At 45.4% G+C, this 19,189-nt stretch carries 17 protein-coding genes and 1 tRNA gene; 3 read left to right on the top strand and 15 right to left on the bottom strand.

Annotation, left to right across the window (positions count from 1 at the left end; genetic code table 11):
- The first annotated feature begins 104 nt into the window (after positions 1-104).
- Positions 105-2,537: an alpha-ketoacid dehydrogenase subunit alpha/beta gene (locus P2W84_RS03410; protein ID WP_276088700.1), complete on the top strand. Its 2,433-nt coding sequence runs from the start codon at positions 105-107 to the stop codon at positions 2,535-2,537.
- A gap of 82 nt (positions 2,538-2,619) precedes the next feature.
- On the opposite strand, the gene aroC is transcribed toward P2W84_RS03410, so the two are convergent.
- The 6 genes from aroC to P2W84_RS03380 all read right to left on the bottom strand — a co-directional run bounded on the left by aroC (position 2,620) and on the right by P2W84_RS03380 (position 8,542).
- Positions 2,620-3,711, bottom strand: a complete 1,092-nt coding sequence (gene aroC / locus P2W84_RS03405; protein ID WP_276088699.1) for a chorismate synthase — start codon at positions 3,709-3,711, stop codon at positions 2,620-2,622.
- 28 nt (positions 3,712-3,739) lie between these two features.
- Positions 3,740-4,993: a 3-phosphoshikimate 1-carboxyvinyltransferase gene (gene aroA, locus P2W84_RS03400; RefSeq protein ID WP_276088698.1), complete on the bottom strand. Its 1,254-nt coding sequence runs from the start codon at positions 4,991-4,993 to the stop codon at positions 3,740-3,742.
- Complete coding sequence (locus P2W84_RS03395; protein WP_276088697.1) at positions 4,993-6,132, bottom strand: chorismate mutase; 1,140 nt, start codon at positions 6,130-6,132, stop codon at positions 4,993-4,995. Before P2W84_RS03395 ends, aroA begins: the two co-directional genes overlap by 1 nt.
- Before the next feature lie 49 nt (positions 6,133-6,181).
- Positions 6,182-7,015, bottom strand: coding sequence for a prephenate dehydratase (locus P2W84_RS03390; RefSeq protein WP_276088696.1), 834 nt, complete (start codon positions 7,013-7,015; stop codon positions 6,182-6,184).
- A gap of 256 nt (positions 7,016-7,271) precedes the next feature.
- Positions 7,272-8,336, bottom strand: coding sequence for a 3-dehydroquinate synthase (aroB, locus tag P2W84_RS03385; protein ID WP_276088695.1), 1,065 nt, complete (start codon positions 8,334-8,336; stop codon positions 7,272-7,274).
- Positions 8,336-8,542, bottom strand: a complete 207-nt coding sequence (locus P2W84_RS03380; RefSeq protein WP_276088694.1) for an RNA-binding S4 domain-containing protein — start codon at positions 8,540-8,542, stop codon at positions 8,336-8,338. The genes aroB and P2W84_RS03380 overlap by 1 nt, the downstream gene beginning before the upstream one ends.
- 99 nt (positions 8,543-8,641) lie before the next feature.
- Here P2W84_RS03380 and P2W84_RS03375 point away from each other — a divergent pair, with 99 nt between their 5' ends.
- Entirely contained in the window at positions 8,642-9,838 is a 1,197-nt protein-coding gene (locus P2W84_RS03375) for a proline dehydrogenase family protein (RefSeq protein WP_276088693.1), read from the top strand.
- A 60-nt stretch (positions 9,839-9,898) separates the two neighbouring features.
- Here the strand turns inward: P2W84_RS03375 and P2W84_RS03370 are convergent, their stop codons facing one another.
- The 4 genes from P2W84_RS03370 to P2W84_RS03355 all read right to left on the bottom strand — a co-directional run bounded on the left by P2W84_RS03370 (position 9,899) and on the right by P2W84_RS03355 (position 11,824).
- Positions 9,899-10,450: a hypothetical protein gene (locus P2W84_RS03370; RefSeq protein ID WP_276088692.1), complete on the bottom strand. Its 552-nt coding sequence runs from the start codon at positions 10,448-10,450 to the stop codon at positions 9,899-9,901.
- A gap of 145 nt (positions 10,451-10,595) precedes the next feature.
- On the bottom strand, positions 10,596-11,045 hold the full coding sequence (locus tag P2W84_RS03365) for a carboxymuconolactone decarboxylase family protein (RefSeq protein WP_276088691.1): 450 nt from the start codon (positions 11,043-11,045) through the stop codon (positions 10,596-10,598).
- Positions 11,046-11,104: 59 nt separating this feature from the next.
- Positions 11,105-11,677 (bottom strand): Crp/Fnr family transcriptional regulator, encoded by a 573-nt coding sequence (locus P2W84_RS03360; RefSeq protein ID WP_276088690.1) that lies wholly within the window; start codon positions 11,675-11,677, stop codon positions 11,105-11,107.
- A gap of 73 nt (positions 11,678-11,750) precedes the next feature.
- Positions 11,751-11,824 (bottom strand) — tRNA-Ile (locus P2W84_RS03355).
- A 53-nt stretch (positions 11,825-11,877) separates the two neighbouring features.
- Between P2W84_RS03355 and P2W84_RS03350 the strand changes: the two genes are divergently transcribed.
- Complete coding sequence (locus P2W84_RS03350) at positions 11,878-12,531, top strand: HAD family phosphatase (RefSeq protein WP_276088689.1); 654 nt, start codon at positions 11,878-11,880, stop codon at positions 12,529-12,531.
- A gap of 28 nt (positions 12,532-12,559) precedes the next feature.
- Here the strand turns inward: P2W84_RS03350 and P2W84_RS03345 are convergent, their stop codons facing one another.
- Genes P2W84_RS03345 through P2W84_RS03325 form a run of 5 tightly spaced genes read right to left on the bottom strand, consistent with a single transcriptional unit; the run spans position 12,560 to position 19,175 of the window.
- Entirely contained in the window at positions 12,560-12,967 is a 408-nt protein-coding gene (locus P2W84_RS03345; protein ID WP_276088688.1) for a response regulator, read from the bottom strand.
- Positions 12,957-14,030, bottom strand: coding sequence for a hybrid sensor histidine kinase/response regulator (locus P2W84_RS03340; RefSeq protein ID WP_276088687.1), 1,074 nt, complete (start codon positions 14,028-14,030; stop codon positions 12,957-12,959). The genes P2W84_RS03345 and P2W84_RS03340 overlap by 11 nt, the downstream gene beginning before the upstream one ends.
- Positions 14,031-14,039: 9 nt before the next feature.
- A complete protein-coding gene (locus P2W84_RS03335; protein ID WP_276088686.1) occupies positions 14,040-16,193 on the bottom strand; it encodes a 7TM diverse intracellular signaling domain-containing protein in 2,154 nt (717 codons plus the stop codon).
- Complete coding sequence (locus P2W84_RS03330) at positions 16,186-16,881, bottom strand: hypothetical protein (RefSeq protein ID WP_276088685.1); 696 nt, start codon at positions 16,879-16,881, stop codon at positions 16,186-16,188. Before P2W84_RS03330 ends, P2W84_RS03335 begins: the two co-directional genes overlap by 8 nt.
- Positions 16,878-19,175, bottom strand: a complete 2,298-nt coding sequence (locus tag P2W84_RS03325) for an Rv1355c family protein (protein WP_276088684.1) — start codon at positions 19,173-19,175, stop codon at positions 16,878-16,880. The genes P2W84_RS03330 and P2W84_RS03325 overlap by 4 nt, the downstream gene beginning before the upstream one ends.
- Positions 19,176-19,189 lie beyond the last annotated feature (14 nt).

Raw genomic sequence — 19,189 nt, 5'->3', positions numbered from 1 at the left:
AAGTTTTATGCGGTAAAACAAAAAGTATTCCAACATATAAATTACCCGGCAGTGTTTAACGGTACTTTAGATTTTGTTTATCTTTGGGACATACTGATTTGCTTATGATGCAAGATATCAAGTTTACCGATCCGATCGACACCTCAGAGCTGAGCTTTGAAGCTTTCAAAGCTATCGTTATCAACGATTACAGAATCGCCTATGAGAGCAGGCAGGCCAGCCTGCTCGGGCGCAAGGAGGTGCTGACCGGAAAGGCAAAATTCGGCATTTTCGGTGACGGAAAAGAACTGCCACAGATTGCCATGGCGAAAGCATTTAAAAAAGGTGACTGGAGAGCAGGGTATTACCGTGACCAGACTTTTGCTTTTGCTGCGGGCATCTGTACCATGAAGGAGTTTTTTGCACAGTTGTATGCCAATCCGAGCGTGGAAGCCGATCCTTCCTCTGCAGGAAGACAGATGAACTGCCATTTTGCTACGCGGTCTTTAAATGAAGACGGCACCTTCAAAAACCTCACAGAGATCAGAAATTCTTCTTCTGATATTTCTACGACCGGAGGGCAAATGGCCAGGCTTGTAGGATTGGCATGGGCATCTAAATTGTATAGGGAGAACCCGGAACTTCATGGGCTGGACCAGTTTTCGGTTAACGGAAATGAGATTGCTTTCGGTACAATCGGTAACGCATCTACCTCGGAGGGTGTTTTTTTTGAAGCGGTAAATGCAGCAGGGGTATTGCAGATACCGATGATCATCTCCATATGGGATGATGCCTACGGCATTTCTGTTCCTGCAAAATACCAAACGACGAAGGAAGATATATCAGAGGTGCTCAGGGGTTTCCAAAGGGATGAATCCAACGCTGGTCTTGAAATATTTAAGGTCAGGGGATGGGATTATCCGGCACTTTGTGAGATTTACCAGCAGGCCGCAGATATTTGCAGGACCGGACATGTTCCGATAATGATACATGTCACTGAGGTTACGCAACCTCAGGGGCATTCAACATCGGGATCTCACGAACGGTATAAAGAAAAGGAAAGGCTCGACTGGGAAAGGGAATATGACTGCCTCTTGCAAATGAGGAAATGGATGATCGAATCAGCGATTTTTACCGAAGATGAAGCACAGGAGATTGAACAGGTTGCCAAAAAATTTGTGCGTGATACACAGAAGGAAGCATGGGAAGAATTCCTTGATGGCATCAGTGTCGAGAAAAAGGAGGTCGTTGAACTGGTTAGCGCACTGGCTGCAGGATATCCTTCTCTCAAGCAGCTGACGATGCAATTGCTGAATACGGCTGATGCGTCGAGAAGAGAAATCATGTCGGTTGCCAGGAAGGCACTGAGGGCTACCCGCAATGATCAGGACAATGCGAGAACCCGGTTGCTGGAATGGTATAACGAACAAATGGAACTGAATTACGAGCGCTATAATACAAAGCTGTTTACAGACGGGGTAGAAAGTCCTTTCCAGGTAGACATCGTTGACCCTGTTTATGCAGAGGATGGCAAAATGGTAGATGGACGGGAAATCCTTAATGCCTGCTTTGATGCTAACTTTGCCCGTGATAAGCGTCTGGTTGCCTTTGGTGAGGATCTCGGAGCTATCGGAGATGTAAATCAGGGTTTTGCCGGGCTGCAGGCCAAATATGGGGAACTGCGAATATCAGACACAGGTATCCGTGAAATGACGATTGTAGGGCAGGGGATGGGTCTGGCAATGCGGGGTCTCAAGCCTATTGCCGAAATACAATATGTGGATTATCTGTTGTATGGGCTGAATGTGCTTAGTGATGACCTGGCCAGTTTGTCTTATCGTACCAAGGCCGGGCAGAAATCTCCGGTAATTATCAGAACAAGAGGGCACAGGCTTGAGGGTATATGGCACTCGGGTTCACCCATATCTATGATCCTTGGCTCGCTAAGGGGGCTGCATATTTGTGTCCCGCGTAATATGACACAGGCGGCGGGTATATACAATACTTTGTTCCGTTCTGATGAACCTGCACTTTTAATTGAATGCCTTAATGGTTACCGCCTCAAGGAAAAGATGCCTGAGAACGTCGGTGATTTTACGGTGCCGCTGGGCAAAGCCGAGGTGATCCGGGAAGGAGCTGATATTACCGTCATCTCATATGGTTCGACTTTGAGGATCGTTGAAGAGGCTGCTGAGGAGCTTATGCAAATGGGAATCTCGATAGAAATTGTTGATCCGCAAACGCTCCAGCCATTTGATACAGAACAATTGTGTGCAAAGTCGCTCGCCAAAACCAATAAATTACTGGTAGTGGATGAGGATGTCCCCGGTGGAGGTGCAGCCTTTATATTGCAGCAGGTACTGGAAGAACAAAACGGCTACTATTATTTAGATGCACAGCCACGCACATTAACTGCAAAAGCACACAGGCCTCCGTATGGATCAGATGGTGATTACTTTAGCAAGCCTTCTGCAGATGACGTAATAGAAGCAGTCTACGAAGTAATGCATAACCATAATGCCGCAAAGTTTCCTGCTATTTTTCCAGGTTTGACCTAGTTTCGTCTGATATCAATAACTAAAAAAAGGCCGTGAATTATTTACGGCCTTTTTTACGTTCAGCGTTTTACTGAGTTTGTCATTATTGAAGCCTGGAAGCCTTGTTCCTGAGTAAATGGTCTGCCAGTACAAGTGCGGCCATAGCTTCGACAATGACTACTGCACGAGGTACAACACATGGATCATGTCTTCCTTTACCTTGGATCTCTGCAGCTTCACCGGCAGCGTTAATGGTCTGCTGGTTGTGCATGATGGTGGCCACGGGCTTGAATGCAACAGAAAAGCTGATTTCCATGCCATTGGATATTCCACCCTGGATGCCCCCTGAGAAGTTAGTCAGTGTTTTCGGCTTTTCTGTTCCCGGTACAAAAATATCATTATGCTCGGATCCCCGCATTTCGCTGCCGCTAAATCCTGATCCATATTCGAAGCCATGTACGGCATTAATGCTGAGCATGGCCTTTCCCAGGTCAGCGTGCAGTTTATCAAAAACAGGTTCTCCCAACCCCACGGGACAATTTCTGATTACGCAGCTGACCTTACCGCCAATCGTATCACCATCTTTACGGACTCCGTCAATAAACTCAATCATTTGTTGCGCGGTAGCGGGGTCGGCACAGCGGGCAATATTGGCCTCTCGGATTTCCAGCAATTCAGCAGTATTTCCGCTTTGCAGGTTCGGTGCCTGTATTTTACCTACTGCAGAGACATGGGCAAATATTTCAACGCCATGATGCCTGAGCAATAGCTTGGCAATGGCACCAGCCGCTACTCTGGCCGCAGTTTCCCTGGCAGAAGACCTTCCGCCTCCGCGATGGTCCCGGATACCGTATTTGGCATCGTAGGTATAATCGGCGTGAGAAGGGCGGTATACATCAGTATTGTGGTTATAGTCTTTGCTGCGCTGGTCCTCATTAGGGATCAGCATGGCGATCGGAGTGCCGGTGCTTTTCCCTTCAAACACTCCGGAGAGGACCTGTACCGTATCGCTTTCTTTGCGCTGGGTAGTGATTTTTGATTGTCCGGGCCTGCGTTTGTCCAGTTCAGACTGAATATAGGACTCGTCTATGGGCAGTTGTGCGGGACAGCCGTCTATAATAACGCCGATCGCCTTTCCATGAGATTCGCCAAACGTAGTGATGCGGAACAGTTGTCCAAAAGTATTACCTGCCATTTTAATTTTTTTAAGGTTAAGGGTGTTGCTATATCACATTAACTATAAATCCCGCCTTCTCCAGGTCCTGCCAGAATGCTGGGTAAGATTTCTCTACCACATTCATTTCTTCCAGCACCACTTCATCGATCAGCAAGGCAAGTGGTGCAAAGGCCATGGCCATCCTGTGATCTTCATAGGTTTTGAAGCGGACACGTTGCGGAAAATTTAATCCGCTGCAATCTAAGGTATAGATCAGATTGTCTTCAGTAAGGACCACACCAATCTTCGATAATTCGGCTTGCAAGGCGGCTATGCGGTCTGTTTCTTTGATCTTCAGGGTCTCGAGACCAGTGAATGCCAGGTTTTTTCCCAATGCGGCAGCGCATACAATAATCGTTTGTGCAAGATCCGGGCAGTCCTTGAGGTTGAGCACAGCCCCGTCGAAGTGCTTTTCTGCTGTACTGATGGCGATTCCCTTGGCAGTCTGTTGCGTTGCAACCCCGAAAGCGGTCATGATCTCCCGGATGCGGCTGTCTCCCTGAAGGCTTTTTTCTTTCAGGTAAGGCAAACTGATCTCCGCTTGCTCGGAAAGGGCCGCAATACTGTACCAGTAAGAAGCCGCACTCCAATCAGGTTCTACCGTGAGCGTGGCCCCGGAGAAAGGTTGTGAGGATATGCTGATCACATTGTTGTTCCAGGTATAGGAAATACCGCTTTCTTTCAGCATGTCCAGCGTCATTTTTACATAAGGAAGCGACGTGAGCTCGCCCTCTATTTCCAGCCTGAGTCCTTCCGGAAGTGCCGGGGCTATCATCAGTAAGGCAGATATATACTGACTGCTGATATCACCCTTAATGCTGACCTTTTCTGAGCGCTGACGGAAAGGCCCTTTGATCTCCAGAGGCGGAAAGCCATTCTGTTCCGCATAACTGAGTGAGGCGCCGATAGACTTCAACGCCTCGGCAAGAATCCCGATTGGCCTTTGCTTCATCCGCTCAGTTCCTGTCAGCAGGAAATCCCCGGTCTGCACAGAAAGATAGGCCGTCAGGAAACGCATTGCCGTTCCTGCAGGGCCCACATCTACGGTTTGCCGCTGCGGATGGCCTGAAGAAAGGCTGTTAAGGATGCGGTTCAACGTAACGGTGTCGGCCGCATCCGACATATTTTCGACTTTTACCTTCCCTTTACTCAGTGAGCTGATGATCAAAGCTCTGTTGCACTCACTCTTTGAACCCGTCAGGGTAATTTCAGTGCGGATATGTTTATCTCTCTTGAATGAGACAAGTGCATGTTTACTCATCAGGATTTAACTTCAGTATGTGCTTCAGCTGCAATCCCTTTTTCAGCCTTACCGGCATTCATGATCTCTGTTTGTTTGCGGATGGATTCTCCGTGTACAAGTTCCAGGAATTTTTCTGTGAAGTTCAGGTCAAGCTTCAATGCTTTTGCAAAAGAAATACCCTTTTTCAAAATGGCATCCCAACGGTTAACCTGGAGAATCGTAACCTGGTTGTCGCGTTTAAACTCACCGATCTTGCCAACAATGGCCATACGCTCGCCAAGTTTTTGAAGTAAAAGGTCGTCGATTTTGTCAATCTGCTTGCGAAGTTCTGCAAGGTGATCTGTAACAGCTCCGTTTTTAGGTTCCGGCTCACGTACGGTAAGACGGTCTACCAGCTCAGCCAGTGCGGCAGGGGTTACTTGTTGTTTGGCATCAGTCCAGGCAACGGACGGATCAACGTGAGACTCGATCATCAGTCCCTGCATGTCCAGATCAAGCGCTTTCTGTGCAATATAAGGGATCAGTTCTCTGTTACCACAAATGTGGCTTGGGTCATTGATGATCGGTAAATCCGGTATCAGCGTCTTCAACTGGATGGCCAGTTCCCACATCGGTTCATTACGGAATGAGCTTTTTTCAAATGAGGAAAACCCGCGGTGAATGGCTCCCAGTTTAGTGATGCCGGCACGATTGATGCGTTCCAGTGCGCCAGCCCATAATTGCAGGTCCGGGTTCACCGGGTTTTTTACCAGTACGGGAATATCTACACCTTGCAATGCATCTGCAATTTCCTGAACAGTGAATGGATTTACAGTTGAACGTGCACCAATCCAGAGAATATCAACTCCTGCAGCCAGCGCTTCTTCAACATGCTTGGCGTTTGCAACTTCTACAGCAGTAGGAAGTCCGGTTTCTGCCTTGGCTCTTTTTAGCCATTCAAGGCCGATGCTGCCAATACCTTCAAACTCTCCGGGACGTGTACGCGGTTTCCAGATACCTGCCCTCAGTACAGATACCTTTCCGGTCCCGGCCAGCAGATGAGCAGTGGTGAGCAACTGTTCTTCGGTTTCCGCACTGCAGGGCCCGGAAATGATCAATGGCTCGTTGTTTGTGTTCAGCCAGGTATTCAATGGCTGAATATTCAATTGTAATTTCATTTTGATGGGGTTTTAATAGGTGTTAATATTTTGGTTTAAAATTTCGTAATCAGACTTTGTCATTTTTCTGGTATTCGCCCATGATGTTAAAATTCACTGTGTATTTCAAAGTCTGGCGAATGGCTTTATCATAATCATCCATGTTTTTCCACTCGATGTCTACGTAGAAATAGTACTCGTTGCGTTTACCGAGTACAGGCATACTCTGTATTTTGGTGAGGTTGACTTTCTGCTCAGCAAAAATATTCAGGACTTTAGCCAGTGCTCCTACCTGATTGCCTACCTGGAAGCAGATTGACGCTTTATTGGTGCCCTGAACTTCAAAACCTTTGTCATTTTTTAGGATCAGGAAGCGGGTAAAGTTCTTTTTATTGGATTCGATTCTTCTTTCTATGATATTAAGGCCGTAAAGTTCGGCCGCCAATGTATTGGCAATGGCGACAGTATCCTTAAGTTGTTCATCCCTGATCTTTTTTGCACATGCTGCAGTATCACTGCCTTCGATAACCTGAATTTGCGGATAATCATAAAAGAAGTCTACACATTGACGGATGGCGATGGGATGAGAGGTTGCATACCTGATGTCTTCAAACTTTACACCAGGCAGCGCCATCAGGTGAAGCTGGATCGGCAGATAGACCTCACCTACTATAGCAAAATTATATTCTCTGATCAGGGTATAGTTAGGGAGCAGGCTGCCGGCGATGGAGTTCTCAATCGCCATCACTATATAATCAGATCGCTGGTTGGAAAGGGCCTCGCAAGTCTCCTTAAATGAGTTGCATTCTATGGTCTCGATGTCCCTGCCAAAAAACTTGAAGGCAGCTTCTTCATGAAACGATGCGCTGATTCCCTGTATAGCTACCCTGGTTGCCTTTTTCATTTTAGTGTGTATTTTTTGTTTTATGGTATGTTGGTTTTAAAAATGGGTTTCTTTTAACGAAAAAGTCCCGGCTGTTGGCCGGGACTTTTCTATATACATTTATCTCTTGATATCATTGCATATTAGTCCCGGCCCTTACTAAAGTAGTAAAAGTAACCAAACCAATATGTAGTGATATTTTGCATTCTTGTTTTTGTTTCGCCAAATGTACTAACAAAATTTTATTTGTCAAGGGCTTAACTAAAAAAATCCATAATTATTTTGACAGCGAATTATAATAGGTCATGCTGCTCACAATATCCTCCGAATTGACCTGGTAGTTAAAACCACAATCCCCGATAGTAGAGAGCAGTGAAAACATAATTTGCCCGTCTTCATTTTTCTTGTCACTCTCCATCAGCGAAATCAGCTCCTCAAAACTAGCTTCCTTAATCTCATAGGCAGGGTAAAGTGCAAGGATACAGGCAGAGACATCTTCAAGTTCCTGCTGCGGCAAGGTATTGCAGGTGTACGACAACCAAGCCTCGCAGGCCATACCGATAGCAATGGCTTCACCGTGGGTAAGCGGTTTTTCGTCATGAATAAGTGAATAGGTTTCAACAGCATGGCCTATCGTATGGCCGAAATTGAGGATCTTGCGCAATCCCTTTTCCCGTGGATCTTCCGTAACGACGTCGTTCTTGATCTCCACTGAACGGTAAATCGCCGGTGCAGTAATCTTCCTGTAATCTGTCGCCTTAAGTGTTTCGTAATAAGCCCTGTCCCTGATCAGCCCATGCTTGATCATCTCGGCAAATCCGGATAGCAGCTCGCGTTCAGGTAACGTATCCAGGAATGCCGTCTCGATAAATACCGATTGTGGCAAGGCAAAGGTGCCCACCATGTTCTTGACATTGTCAATGTCAATGCCGGTTTTTCCACCGACCGAAGCGTCCACTTGCGAAAGAAGCGTAGTCGGTATGTTGATGAAGTCTATACCTCTTTTATAGGTAGAGGCAACGAAACCACCCATATCAGTAATTACACCACCACCCAGGTTGATCATCAGGCATTTTCTGTCAGCACCGAAGTCGAGCAGCGTTTTCCAGATACCGATACAGAAATCTATACTTTTGTTTTCTTCTCCGGGATCAGTTTCGATCAGGTCAAAACCTGTGAAATCATCAAGCATCTCCCTGAAGAGCGGAAGGCAGACTTCTGCGGTGTTGCTGTCGGCAAATACGAATACTTTGCTGTATCTGCCCGAATTCAGGATACTGATAAGTGGTGTAAGACGGGTCTCGAAATAGATGTTACGGCCCGCGCTGTTTAGCGTGTCCATTAAATGACAGTAATTTTTTGACTTATAAACTCAACTATATCTCCTTTGCGTACTTTAAGCCGCTTACGGTAATCCACCTGACCGTTATATTTTACAAGCCCGTCTTCGACCAGCGTTTGTGCCTCGCCGCCGCTTTGTACGAGTCCGGTTGCTTTAAGCAGCTGAATCAGCGGGATAAATTCGCCTTCCAGTTTAAATTGTATCATGATTTGGCAAACTTACAATTATTTAGATAGTGTTTAGGTATAGCTAAGCGTGGAATTCATATTTTTGCGCTCGAAACCGACTAACTCATATTCATTTAGATGCAAGTACCAGGCAAAAAGACATTGGATTTCAACAATACGGAAATTGCCTTCCGTAATAAGACCAATCAGCAACTCAATAAGGCTTACTGGCTTTTTAAGGCCATCAGCAGTAATTTCCTGACCAGAGTAGGCCCTCCGATCACTAATTTCCTGTTAAATGCCGGTTTTCCCATAAAAGGCCTGATCAAATCTACGATATTCAGTCAGTTTTGCGGAGGTGAAACCATAGCAGAATGTGAGCATACCATTGCGCAGCTTGCTTTGGGAAAAGTAGGGACGATACTGGACTATTCCGTGGAAGGAGAGGAGGAGGAGCCTGTTTTTGATGCTACCTGTAATGAGATCATCCTTACGATTGAGAAAGCCGACGGCGATCAGCGCATTCCCATTACCGTTTTTAAGGTAACGGGTATCGGACGTTTCGGGTTACTGGAAAAACTGGATGCCGGTCACGAACTGAGTGCTGCTGAGATTTCTGAGTTTAATCGGGTAAAGGCCCGTTGTGAACGTATTTGTCTTACAGCCTTTGAGCGGAAGGTGCCAGTAATGATTGATGCAGAAGAAAGCTGGATCCAGGATACAATAGACAAGCTGGCACTGGACATGATGCGGATTTTTAACCGGTCATCAGTTATCGTATACAATACTTATCAGATGTACCGCCATGATAAACTCGCTGGTATGAAGAAAGACCATTTACTGGCCAGATCGGCTGGTTTTCTGCTTGGGGTTAAAATGGTCCGGGGAGCGTATATGGAAAAGGAACGTAAGCGTGCTGAAGAGCAGGGATACCTTTCCCCCATACAGCCAACAAAGGAAGCGTCTGACCGCGACTTTGATGCGTCCTTACGATATTCGGTGGAAAACCTTAACGATATTGCTTTTGTTTGCGGCACTCATAACGAGGCCAGTTCAAAACTGCTGGCCGGGTTACTCGATGAACATGGAATTAGTCACGACCATCCGCACGTCTATTTTGCCCAGTTGCTGGGTATGAGCGATAATCTTAGTTTTAACTTATCCGATGCCGGTTACAACGTGGCAAAATATGTTCCATACGGACCGGTAAAGGCAGTCATGCCTTATCTTTTCAGAAGGGCCCAGGAAAACACTTCTATTGCCGGGCAGACGGGGCGTGAGCTCAGCCTGATTGCCAGGGAACGAAACCGCAGAAATAATTGTAAAACCAAGTAAGGCAAATCTGTCTGCCGCCTTCCCGTGAGACCTGAAGTTTTTAAGTGTGATTTTTTTAATTCAACCAACTTTCTCAAATACAGTCTTCCAGGAGCGGTCCTTGCTGTATAAGCCTGACCGGGCATTTGCCTGCACTGTAATCGACTTACCATTGGGGCTCAGCGTCCAAACCTCTGTAACATATACAGTTGTTTGCTTTTGATCAATCATCAGACGCACCGTTGAGTTCACCGTCAGCTTTTGTCCGTCAGCTGACCACCTGACGGTAAACTTTTTTCCTCTTCCGTGGCCATGGTCAATTTCGCTGACGCTACCGTCGAAGGACATTTTTTCAAGGCCTGCCACCGGTACCGTACCCGGAAACCCGCTGGATACCGCCACGGTCAGCCCATTGGCCTGTGCCGCTATTCTCATCGTTCCAGCGAGCATACGGTCACCCGAATCAAAGCAGCAAACGATATTTCCGCCCATCGATATCGATTCCCTCGCGCGCCATTCACCCGAAAAATCAGCGTATCGCGCACTGTTTTTTTGCCTAGCCTGTACCGGAACATACATCACGACAGCCAGCAGCATCGCCAGGCCGTACCAAACATTGCTTTTATTTTTCATATCCTTTTAAATTGATTTAGCGAATCTAAGCGGACATTTTTCGCCGCAACGAATCTGGATTGTAAATAAAAGTGTAAACTTATGTAAATAAAATCTTGACGCCTGCGTAGTATGGCACCCGGTGATTGGAATACCTGCTATTGTTTCATAATGCTTGTGTTTTAGTAGAAATACCAATGCGGTTTAAAAAATTCATGTGGCTGATAGCGACCATGATATCAGCCATTTCCTTACTTGTAAAAAATGACCGCAATCTTTCATATTCCTGATCGGAAAGGCCATGCCTGGCAATCAGCGTCATCTCTTCGGCCACTTCGAGCACCGCGCGTTCAGCGTCCGTGAACAACGGGCTTTCCTGCCATGCAGACAAGGCAAATATGCGACGGATGGTTTCACCGTGTTGTAAGGCTTCCTCGGTATGGTAATCGATACAATAGGCACATTTGTTGATTTGAGAAACTCTGATCTTGATCAGGTCGATCAGATTTTTTGTAATGGTAGACTCGTGAAGGCGGTTATCCATTGCGGACATTAACTCCCAATAGCGCGGCTCTTCAGCCCATACATCCAACCGGTGTTTAATTACTTTTTTCATACGATTAAGTTGTGTTTCACAAAGGTGGGAAACATAAATGCCGATGTTCTTAAACCTGTTTAAGAAATAAACTTCTTCCTCAATTCACTCAAGTATTCCGGTGTGAAACCCAGGAAAGAAGCCAGCAGGTATTGTGGAACCCGTTGGGTAAACTCAGGGAATCGCTGAAGAAAATTCAAGTATAATTCCTCTTTCGAAAATTCGTATAAATACCTTAACCGCATTTGAGACGCGGCATAAGCCCGCTGGAACACCCTGTGAAAATAGCCCTCCAGTTCCGGCAATTGTTTAAGCAGTTTATCTTGCCGGTCTGCACTGATGCTTAACACCTCGGTATCCTCGGTGGCGCGAATGGAAAATTGTGCGATACCGCCGTTTGGGAATGCCATAAAATCCGATATCCACCAGTTTTCTATGGCAAAATCAATAGTTTGTTCCGTTCCGTTTTGTTTCAGGTAGCACAATTGGACACAGCCCTTAATTATAAAGAATTTTTCAAAGCAATGTTGTCCTTCCGTTAACAGGAGCTCTTTTTTCTTATAGTGCTTATGTTCAAAGAACGGCTCGATCAAGGCGTTATCCACCTGGATCGTACAACATTTCCTGATATGACTTAGCAGTTGCGGTATCACTAAATTAAAATAAATAAAAACCCTGTAAGTCTTAGACTTACAGGGTAAAGACATTAGGCAGACTTGCCATTCGTGCGCCCACCTGGGCTCGAACCAGGGACCAAAAGATTATGAGTCTTCTACTCTAACCGACTGAGCTATAGGCGCAGTGAAAATCTTTTCGATTTTGCGAGTGCAATGTTACATATTTGTATCCAATTATGGAAACGGTAGACAGACAAAAATTAAAAAATATCATCTTCGATTACGGCAATGTGATTTTTGAAATTGACTTCAAAAGGGCTCAACAAGCCTTTTTGGAACTCGGCATCAGGAATGTGGAAGAATTTTTCGCACATAAGGCACACCATCAGTTATTCAATGATTTTGAGACGGGCCACTTGAGTTCTGCTGCATTCAGAGATGGGATCAGAGCAGCGGCGGGAAACCCCGATATTGCCGATGGTATCATCGATGATGCCTGGAACAGTCTGCTGGTCGGCGTACCCGGACCGGAAGTGCATGACACACTCCTGGAAGTAAAGGCTAAATACAGGACATTTCTGTTGAGCAATACCAATGATATCCATTATAAGCAGATATTGGAACACCTGATGACCAGTTTTCATGTACCTGATAACAACCACCTTTTTGAAAAGACATATTACTCGCAGCAGATGTTGCTCCGTAAGCCAGATGTTGCCATATTCGAACGTGTATTAAAGGAAAATGACCTTGATCCGCAGGAGACGCTATTTATAGACGATAGCCCTCAGCATATTGAAGGTGCGAAAAAAGCAGGCCTGCACACTTTGCTGATGGACAGAAACCCAAAATACCTCAGGGAATTTCTGGTAGAACACGGAATCCTGTAATATAAAGCTTAAAGCCCCTAATAACCTGCTAACTGAAGTACTTGCCCAGCAGTTGTTCCAGTTCTTTGGGGAACAGCGGTTTTTTCAGCAATTTGATCACATAGGGATTAGCTTCAGCTTTTTTGATGTCGCCAAAATCAAGTGTGGAAGATAAGATAGCCACCAGGCATTTTTCCTTAAGCCTGTCGGGGAACCGTTTGAAGACCTCCAGGAACTCAAACCCGTCCATTTCGGGCATCTGTATGTCGAGTAGTATAAAATCAGGCAGGCGTTCATCGTCATCCTGGTGTTTATTCAGATAGGTAAGCGCCTCATCGCCCGATTGGCAAACAATGATCTCCTCAAACAATTTGGAAATGGTGATGATTTTCGAATTGATCTTTAAGTCAACTTCGTTATCATCTATCAGCATTACTTTTTTATGCTTACCGGCCATTTGGAATCGTTATTTTAAAAGTTGTGCCCTCAGAAAGACCGGAACTTACCGCAATCTTTCCGTTAATTTTATTTAATGCCTCTTTCACAATAAAAAGGCCAAGTCCGGTACCCTGATTGGTCTTCGCTTTGAAGAACTGGGTGAAGATTTTTTCCAGGTGTTCGTTTAAGATACCCATACCGTTATCGCTGATGACGATTTCCACGGCTTCACGTTGTACATCAACGGAAATAACGACCTTTTTGTTGGTTTCGTCTTCTTTCTGATATTTTATCGCATTGGAGATCAGATTGCCCAAGATCACTTCAATACGGAATGCATCACCATAGAATTCAGTATTCTGCCTGATCTCCACATGAAAATGCGTGTCTTTGTCAGTATAAGAATATAAGTCGATCAGCTCCTGTATCAACTTGTTAAAATCAACCGACGAAATATCAGATGTTGTCTTATGGTTCTTATAATATTGTAAGGTCTTTTGGATATAATAATCCAGCTTATTGGCACAGGTTTCAATGAGCCCCCAGTATTCGCCACAGGAATCAAAAAGCCCCTCCATCTTCACTACATTGACTATTCCCATTGCAGATACCAGCGGCGCCCGCAGTTCGTGTGAAATACTATAGATAAACCTGTTCAGTTCGTCATTTGTCTTTTCCAGTTCTGCAATCTTATCCCTGAGCTCTATCTTTGCGACATAGGCGTCATAAGCATTTTTGATAGAGTTATGCAGCTCCAGGTCATTCCAGGGTTTGGTAATATATCTATAAATGTCACCATGGTTAATCGCGTCCGCTAATGCCTCTATATCGGTATAACCTGTAAGCAGTATACGGACGGGATCGGGGTGAGTCTTGGAAATGCTTTTGAAAAAATCGACGCCGGTGATTTTCGGCATCTTTTGATCGGCAATGATCACCTGGATGTCGACATTTTCCAGGATCTTTTGCCCGTCAGCTGCAGAGGTTGCCGTATATATTTCATATTGACGCCTGAAACCGGCCTTGAAGGCCGTCAGGTTGTTTTCTTCGTCGTCTATGTAGAGAACACGGATGGTCGACATATTGAGCAGCTATTTGAAGTTTACAGGCAAGGTAACAATAAATTCTGTACCTTCATTTACTTTTGTGACAACATCAATATTACCATGATGGTTTTCAATGATCCTGAAAACTATTGATAATCCGAGCCCTGTTCCTTCTCCTACATCTTTGGTTGTAAAAAACGGCTCAAATATCCGCTGTTTAACCGAATCGGGCATACCTGTGCCAGAATCTTTGATGCTGATTTTAACATTTTCACCTTCCTGCCAGGTCCTGATGGTTAATCTCTCCTCTGCATTCTGGACCGGTTTAGATTTAATGGCCTGCACTGCATTCGTGATCAGGTTCATGAATACCTGGTTGATCTTGCCCGGCAGACATTCCACATTGGGCAGTTTGCCAAACTCCCTTACCACCAAAAGGTTATCCGGAAACGTATTTTTGACGAGCACCAGAGTAGATTCCAAACCCTCGTTAAGGTCAACAGGCTTAGTGTCGTTTTCGTCCAGGCGGCTAAAATTCTTGAGACTTTTGATGATTTCCGCTGTCCGCTTTGCTCCTTCACTTATCCCTGTCAGCAGTGACTTGATCTCATCTCTGACGAAATGGATATCAATCTGACGCTTGAACGAATCAATCTTTTCGATCTGTTCCTTTACATCACCCGACAGGTCAAGCTTTTCGTACATATTGATCACTTCGTCCAGGTCGAGGATATCTAACTCAAGAGGTTTAATGTTAGAGGTTACAAAATTTATGGGATTATTGATCTCATGGGCAATTCCGGCGGTAAGCTGGCCGAGCCCGGCCATTTTTTCCTGGTCAACAAGCTGAGACTGAGCTTCCTTAAGATCTTTCAGGGCCACTTCCAGCGTATCATTTGACTTTTGCAGTTCCAGCGTCCTTTCGTTAACCTTCTTCTCGAGTTCGATATTTTGTTCCGTGATCAGCCGTTCATTTTCCAGTGAGATGCGGAGGGCTTCTTCCTGTGAAGCTTCCTTCTCCTTTTTGAAAGTATTGATCTTGTCCGCAAGCGCAAACGAAAGCAAGATGACCTCAAGCGCCGAGCCGAAAGGCATCATGCTATAGGTAATCGTATTGTAGGGGAGTATGTTATAGTCTTTCAGAACGAATATACAGAGCCCCAAAAGGAAGACGCTCCATGCGATCAGGAAAAATTTGGCAGGGCTGTATCCTTTCCGGTAAGTAATGATAGCCGTAATCAGCATAAAAATAGCCACAGTCATTGCGGCCATTTGCAGCAGTTGGTAAGAAGTATTTAACCGCCCGAGCAACAGCTGTATGAAGGCAAAGAGATATAACAAATAGAACAGCCGTGAGTATTTATGCGCCTTGGGCAGGAGCTCTTTGGTATGCAGGAAATTCTTCATGAACTCCAGCCCGGTGAGTGCTGCAAGAGGGGTTAAAATGTAAACTGCATATTTTGCCACCCATACGTTATCCGGCCATAGATATTTGAAAGGAAACCCCTGGAAGTTTGCCTGTAACAATCCGATAAACAATAAGTTGATGATGTAAAAAAGATAGGTCTTATCTTTCGTGGACAGATACAGAAACAGATTGTAGGTAAACATCACCAGGAATATTCCTGAGAATATGCCGAACACAAGAAAGGCATCAGCGTTCTTTTGGGCGATCAGTTTACTCTGGCAGAGTGTAGTAGGCACCTGTAATTGCTCATTTCCTTTTATCCTTAAGTAGAGCGTCGTAGCCTCGCCTTTGGCCACGCTAAACCTGAAAGTACTGAACGGATTGTCAAACTTCCGGTTGTAATAAGGCCGGTTGTCACCTATGAATTCGCTGTAAAGTACTTTACCACTAGGGTCAACCTGATAAAAATCAACGAAATCAAGGGTAGGGAGGGGGATCTGAAGAATGAGATTGGGATCATTGGTCTGGTTTTCAACCTTGATTTTCAGCCAGTAGGTATAAGTGGTAATTCCCAGATTCGGCACATTGTCTGTTACCTTTTCAAAACCATCGCTGTTTTTTATCTGTGAAATGTCCAAAACTCCGGCAGAGTCGGTTAAGAGCAACATTTGCGTTCCGAAGTTATTCAGTACTTCGCCCTGCTTCAGAATGATCGGATGCTGGGCAAAAGCGGTCATACCCCATAACAACGAAAGTATCAGGGGAAGGCTAAAACATACTCTTTTAATCATATTTCGGTATCAGGAGGTGATAATCAACATCGATTTCTCCTTTGGGGCCTTGCTCAATGGTATGCTGTTCCGGATTATATCTTAGGTCTAAAATTCGGTCCCGGTCATATTCATCTGCAGTTTCCAGCGTTTCAGCATTCATTTTTCTGAGCACTCTCGCAATATAGTCATCTTTGGGATAAAAAAACTCGCCTCCATTTCCCAGCGAATCCTCCACAATAAAACCAACTCTTCTTACCATGGGCATCGTGTAATCGCCGCATATCGTAAACAGTGAACCTAACCTGATTTGGTTTACAATAGCGATACCTGCCCTCACCAGTAATAAACTAATTCCGATACCTGCTACACTTTTTGCATTCCACAAGCCGCAAAGTTCACCGGTACCTTCATCAAAATACTCATTGATCACTGCGGTTACTTTAGCATCCATATAACCAACCGCTTTTTCTACAGGAAGCGGATGTACGCCATCAGCTATATGTACCCTTACCCCGCCGACAATTTCGCCCTCTTCGTCAATTGCGACCACACCATGAACGTTCGGTAGTTCCATCCACAGCCTGTTGTTTGTCGTTATATTAGTGATGCCATAGTCTTTCAATACCTGTACATGCCCCTCGAGGTAACGTTCGCATAGTTCAGGCTCATGGATGGCGGTAAACGATTGAAATGTAATCTTCCTCATTGAGCAGAGAATTTTAAGATTTCTTCAAGGGGCTTTTTCAGGGACCGGACAGAAGCCTGACCGGCGTTTGACAACCTGAATATGAATATGGGGCAACGCTGGTCAATCCCGTTAAAAATGTGGAATAGCGCCTTTTGTAATTCCGCCAGCTCGGCGACCATTTTTGCGGGCATACCTTCGCCATTGGTTTTATTGAGGCGGTCAAACATAAAAAGCATACCACTGATCGGTTGCACTGCGATACCGTTTAAATTCGCTGTGATCCAGGCACGTTGCAGGGCCTCACCACCTTTAATAAAATTCTTGTCACTGTATTCAGGCATCGTCACCATTGCAATGGCCGAAGAAGAGGCGACAGAGCTTTTTGATATTTTTTCGAAAGCAGTTCCCCCGCCCCAGCGATTCAGCAGATTAATTACTTCTGGTTTAGAAGCTACTATCAATCCGGTCTTGTCACTTTCCGAAAGCTCAAGGGTATTGATATCTATACCTTCGACAATGGGTTCGCCGGATTCCGAAGGCCACACGATCTCCTTCGTATAAAGTTCATGATGCGCCTGGGGAAACAGAAAACGCAATCTTTCTACACCGGAAACAATCTCTGCAATCCTTTCTATCTGCTCCCGGTCTGTAATGACCTGTAATTCAGCTTCAGATCCGCGACTGACATGTTCCGATATTTTCTGGATAACCGATCCTTCAAGTGGCCGCATATCGCCTTTTTTCCGATTCGTCAATCTCAGTGCCAGACCGGTTGATAAGTCTCCTAAATAAGGTGCGGCCATACTTTTTCTGAACGAAAAAACACCGATCAGTTTTTTTTCATCCGCAAGCGGAAATAGTTCATAGCTGGTCTCTAGTCCCAATTCTCCCGCTTTGATCTTCAGGTTTTCTATTGAAGTACCAAAAGAGATATAAGAAGCCGTATCATTGAAATCCATCCAGGATACAGATTGCTTCCTGTCATGGAAAAGAAAGAGTTGGTCATTGTAAAAAAGCCACTTCCACGGCTGACTATTTCCACCTGAAGGCGCGAGCCCGGCAGCAGTGACGATTGCGGATACCGCATTTTTGTCAGGGCTAAGGTATTCGCCGCCCATCCGGTAATTCCCGGCAATGCGTTCCATCTCTGTTAACGTCAGTTCCGCAACATCATATGCTTTGACGCGATAGTCGTCAGACGCCGGTTTTTTCCTGTCGCCAACCAATTCTTCAAGATCAACAAAATACCTCCCTGATTCGTGATACTGGTCAAGTGCGATCCTTCTGCAAACGTCTGCACCCAACGCTCCGCCCAACACCACAGCAGAGGCAAGCTGAGGCCATGTAGTAATCGATTGCCCTACTTCAACCATAGATGCCTTCAGGCGGTCCGACATCGTTGTCAGGCCAACCATCGGAATCAGGTATGGGATTTTTTCTTCATTGGTCTTGAGCTCGCGTATGCGGGTGTGGTCAAGATGGTCTATAAACCCGTGTAAAATCGGCCTGTCGGGTTCCAGGTCAAACCGCTCCACATCCAATGTTCCCCTGTCGCTTGCGTCCATAACCACCGGTATATGCAGTGACTTGGCCTTGTGCCGCAACAGGATTTTCATGTCCAGGCCATCACATTCATCAACCACAATGTCCAGCTTGCCACCTTCCGTAAAAAAGCGGTCCATGTTTTCATCCGTTAATCCGTCAGCAAACAAAGTAACCTTCAGAAAGGGATCAATCTCTTTGATCTCCCTGGCTACGATTACCACTTTAGGAATGCCCAGGTTATGGACCCCGGTCCTGATCCTGTTCAGGTTCGTCAGTTCAAGGACGTCAAAATCCGCAAGCCTTATTTCTCCAAAGCCCCTTTCCATGGCCAGGGTAACGGATACCGACTGTCCGACGGAAAGGCCCACCACGCCAATTTTTTGCCTGCTGAGGATATCGCGTTCCTCACGTGTGATTTTATAGATATTGCGGTTTGTACGCATTTCTATAAACTCTGTTTCATCAAGCAGGTGCACCACCCTTTCGTTCCAGGGATAATACACCCATACTCCATATTCCTCGGGACTGCAATTGCCCAGGTGCTCATTTCTTAACTCGACAAGTCTCGCCCCTTCCGGTTTGTTTTTAGGGTGTTTTGATTTAACTAACTCATCAAGCTGACTTTCTATCTGATCGTAAAACTTAATGTGTGGTTTGTCCTTTAACAGCGCTTCAAATCTGAGCTTATCTTCCTTTTCGCGAAGCCTGAAAAATTCAGGCTTGACACACAGATTGTCCTTATCTTGTTGATTGTTAAATAATAGCATTTTACTATGGCAAA

The organism is Pedobacter sp. JY14-1 (genome assembly GCF_029269825.1).
In the GTDB taxonomy this organism is placed as follows: Bacteria; Bacteroidota; Bacteroidia; order Sphingobacteriales; family Sphingobacteriaceae; genus Pedobacter.
Note: the sequence above shows the minus strand (reverse complement) of the source record. Positions and strands in the feature narration are given on the sequence as shown.